General features: G+C 67.7%; 4 protein-coding genes. All 4 read right to left on the bottom strand.

Annotation, left to right across the window (positions count from 1 at the left end):
* A partial coding sequence (locus tag E1261_RS43685) for an FHA domain-containing protein (protein WP_132416095.1) occupies positions 1–388 on the bottom strand: 388 nt, incomplete at its 3' end.
* Positions 389–550: 162 nt separating this feature from the next.
* Entirely contained in the window at positions 551–1,753 is a 1,203-nt protein-coding gene (locus tag E1261_RS43680; protein WP_238176828.1) for an SGNH/GDSL hydrolase family protein, read from the bottom strand.
* 99 nt (positions 1,754–1,852) lie between these two features.
* A complete protein-coding gene (locus tag E1261_RS43675; protein ID WP_132416093.1) occupies positions 1,853–2,536 on the bottom strand; it encodes an SRPBCC family protein in 684 nt (227 codons plus the stop codon).
* Positions 2,533–3,093 (bottom strand): ArsR/SmtB family transcription factor, encoded by a 561-nt coding sequence (locus tag E1261_RS43670; RefSeq protein WP_132416091.1) that lies wholly within the window; start codon positions 3,091–3,093, stop codon positions 2,533–2,535. Before E1261_RS43670 ends, E1261_RS43675 begins: the two co-directional genes overlap by 4 nt.
* Positions 3,094–3,980 lie beyond the last annotated feature (887 nt).

Genomic DNA, 3,980 nt, shown 5'->3' with positions numbered 1-3,980 from the left:
CTGCTGCCCCGGCAGTGCCTGGTGTGCTGGGCGCGGAGGCCTGTGCGCTCGGGGTTGGCGCTGACCCCGGGGCGTCTGGGGTGGTGGGTGCGCCAGCGGGGGTGGCGTGGAAGGTGATGACCGAGCGGCCGATGTGGATCTGGTCGCTGTTGGTGAGCGCGGTGGGGGCGGTGAGGCGGCGGCCGTTCAGGCCGGTCCCGTTGCGGGACGCGTCGTGAAGCGTCCAGTCGGCGCCAGTGCGGACCAGGCGGGCGTGGATGCGCGAGATCTGGTCGTCGGCCGGGAGGCGGACGTCGGCGTTGGCGGCGCGGCCGAGGGTGATCTCTTCGGCACTGGAGGGCAGGGGCCAGCGTTGCGTGCCGAGCGACAGCGCGTATTCCGTTTCCACCAACACCCCACCCGGCAGCCGACCCCGTCGGCGCGATTCTGCCTTTCCTACCTACATCGGGTCCAGGGCCCCCGCCCTGGTGAGACTCGCAACACTAGTGCACCAAGGCGGTACGGCGCCCTCGCGGGGGAGGCCGCCGTACCGAGACCCTTCAGTCCGAAACTAACCAAGTGTCATGCGGGGCTCACCGTTCGTGAGACCGGCGCCTGCGATCGCGCAGGTGCCGCCGCGATTCTGGGTGTAGGTCTGGCGGAGGCAGGAGCGCAGTGCCAGTTGGGCCCAGTAGTTCGGGTGCAGAGATTCCTGGATGAAGTAATTCGAGCCGATCGTGGTGACCGTGCGGATCTGGTTGATCCACTCGGTCTTGTCGACCGAGGTGGGTTGGGTCCAGGAGCTGAGGCCGACCTCCTCGTAGAGGCCGACTGACTTCTCGCACAGGCGGCGGCCGTTGAAGGTGGACTGCAGTTCCAGCAGGCGGGTGTTCGTCAGGCCGGACTGGGTGATGGCCGCGCGGACTGTGCTGTTGATGGTGGTGAGGGCGGTGCTGTTGGCCCAGTCGGCGTCCGCGTTCCAGAAGCCGCAGCCGCCGACGCTCTGCCGGGTGTAGCCGGTTTGGCCGTAGCGGAAGCCGCTGGCGGTCGGGATCGGTGACGGATACGTCTGTACGACGAGGGTCCAGGCGCTGTCGCCGTACCCGGCGTTCCGCATCGCGGTCCGGACGTTCTGCAGCGCGGTGGCGATCTTGCCGCGGACAGCGGTCACGTTGGCGGACGTGAAGTTGGCGACCACGGAGGAATCGTCGCGACAGTAATCGGGCGCCCAGGAAGGCGAGAGCAGGAAGTTCTGCACGCACTGCGTGACGATCGCGGCGAAGTTGAAGTCGTTGCCGCCGATCGAGACGGCGACCTGTCGCACGTTGTGGCTGGTCGCGAACTGCTGGAGTGCCTTCGCCTGACCGAGCCGGCCGGCGCCGTTGTCGTAGAAGTCGATGCCGGGCTTGAAGTCCTCGCCCGTACCTGTCGTGGTCCGCGCGCCGGAACACGAGAGGTTGAGGCTGCCGACGCCCCCGCCGATGAACGCCTCGGCCGAGCGGCTGCGGTGGCATTTCGGGATCGCTTCCGCGGTACCGCTCGCGTTGTCGTGGTAGGCGTGTGCGCCGAGAGCGTCGGCGGGTGCCTCGGAGTCGTTGGAGCTGCCGGCCCAGCGACCGGCCTCACCAGAGATGTAGGAGTCGCCGAGCGTGACGACGTACGGAGTGCCGGTGCCGGGGCCGTCGGCCCGGGCGGGGGCGGCGACCAGGCAGAGCCCGGTCATGGAGAGCGCAAGGATCAGGGCGAGCCGGAGCGAACTGGGCGGATTCTTCACCGGGGTCCTCTCTTGCCGGAGGGACCCCTATGTACTCACAGGTAACCGGTGAAGAACAGACCGAGAGTGCTGGCACGTTTGCGTACTGTCACCCCTGGGTCAGGCGTACATCTCCTGCGGCTCGGGATAGCGCTCCGCCCACCAGGCGCGCCACGCCGCGTCCACCTGCTCCCGGTCGACGTCGCCGTACAGGGAGAGGACAGCCATCGTCGCGCCTTCCGGCTTCGTCTCGCCGGGCGGGATGTGGCTGAGCACGAGCAAACCGTTGCCCCAGGCATCTACTGTGACGCCGGCCTGGTGCTCGGACGTGTAGAACGCCAACGCCTTCGCGCGGCCGTCCGGCAGGTCGAGCTCGTCGGCCGGGATGCCGAGCTCGGTGATCGGATTCACCGGGCCGGTGCCCGAGTAGAACAAGGTACGGCGCGGTTCGCCCGGGTGGTGCTCGATCGCGAACCGCAACTGGTGCAGGAAGGTGATCCAGCCCTCGGTGACGTCGTCGTAGTACGCGTCCCAGTCGGGGTTCGCGCCGATCGGTGCCCGGGTCAGCGTGATCCGGCTGCCGCCCTCGACCGGTTCGACGACGAACTCGTCGCCGTTCCCCAGGGTCAGCGTGGTCCCGGTCTCGGAGGTCTCGGTGAAGTAGATCTGGTCGATCTCCTCCTCCAGCCCACCCTCCGGACCGGCGTATTCCCAGCCGTGCCAGTGACGGATCTTTTCCTTGTCCCGCAAGGCGTTCCAGACGGCGTCCACCGGCGCCGCCACTGTCACCACGATCTCGGTCATGATTCTCCTTCGGTACGTCGGGGTGCCGGGTGGCCGCCGGCGATCAGGCGATAGGGCCGTCCGTCCTCGGTGTCGAACTGCTCGACGACCTGCCGGACGGCCTCGGTCAGGGCGTCGGTGAAGCGGTGTACGTCGCCGGGTTCGGCGAACCGCACCTCGGCTTCCAGGGTGAATGTGAGGAGCCGCTTGCTGCCGGCCGCGCTCTGCATCCGGGCCACGTCCTGCACGGTTCCGGCGGCGACCTCGATCAGGTGCTCGGCGGCGTACTGGTCCTGGATCCCGGTGAACGCCTGGCCCATCACGGCCGGATCGATCACCAGGGTCGCCGCGCGGAAGATCCGCTCGGTGAACCCGCGGCGCTGCCGCTCCTCGATCAGCTCCACCAGCCCGGCCTTCTCCAGCTCGCGCAGGTGGTACCCAACGCGCTGCCGCGGCAGCTCCAATGCGGTGGCGAGCTGGGTCGCCGATGACGGCTCGCGGAGCAGCTCCAGCATCCGCCGACGGATCGGCGACAACGCCACCCGCGCCTTCTCCGGTTCGTCGACATATCCGAGCATGCGCCCAATCTCCCACTTGACAGGAAAATCTGTCAATACGCTGATGATCTCCCGAAGGACAGGAGGTGTGGGCGATTTCGGTGCGCCGGCGGCTCCGGCTGAGCCTGCGGGGGCGGTGTAATGGGCGTATACGTCCTGTTGTTGTGCATCTTCAGGACGGTTCGCTCGGATGCGGCCGGAAACGTACAGCGGTGGTTGCTCGCCGCTGCGGCCGGCGTCACGGAAGTGGTGTGGCTGGCCGAGTCTGTGGCTTGGCCGGGATGGTTCGGTAGGCGACCACGAGTCGTGGCGATCATCGGAGTCGCACTGCCAAGGACGGGCAGCCGCACTCCGCAAAGCCACGCTTTTGGTGGGTGAACCCACCCCGCGAACGGGTTGGCGAGTTCTCGTGGTCGGTCGTCGCATGGGTTAACCCCAAGGCCGGTTGGTTAAGGGCTCTCCACGGGAGCCGGTACGACGTTGTGCACGGTTCAACCCTGTGTGCGGCCGGCAAGTGGTTGATGGGTGCTCAGGGTGCGTTGGCCGGGCGTCTTTGTGCACGGTTCGACCGTTTCGGCGGCTGCCAGATGGTTGGTGGGTGCTCAAGGTGACTACTGCCCCGGTGCTCTCGGGTCGCCGGGGGATGCCGGGATGCGGTGTCCGATGGATTTTCGTCACGGAGTCCCCGAGGTTCCTCCCCGAACCGGTTTGGGGAGGGGCTCGGTGACTCGTTCGCTGCGGGTTCGCCTTAACGTCCGAAAGATCGGAGGGCCGTCCTCCGGTTTTTCGGACGTTGTGGTGGCGGGGAGCGGGATGCCGCAGAGGCGAGCCTTAACTCACCGGCCCTGGGGTTAACCGGGTTCTGGGGCGGCTGTCGTTCGGGGGATGGAGTTGGGGTGGGGGAGGAT

Source organism: Kribbella albertanoniae (assembly GCF_004348455.1).
Classification (GTDB): Bacteria; Actinomycetota; Actinomycetes; order Propionibacteriales; family Kribbellaceae; genus Kribbella; species Kribbella albertanoniae.
The sequence above is the reverse complement of the archived record's forward strand: the minus strand, read 5'-3'. Positions and strand labels throughout refer to the sequence as shown.

Coding starts and splice junctions, on each gene's coding strand:
- E1261_RS43670 (WP_132416091.1), bottom strand. CDS start 3,093: ATGCTCGGATATGTCGACGAACCGGAGAAGGCGCGGGTGGCGTTGTCG.
- E1261_RS43675 (WP_132416093.1), bottom strand. CDS start 2,536: ATGACCGAGATCGTGGTGACAGTGGCGGCGCCGGTGGACGCCGTCTGG.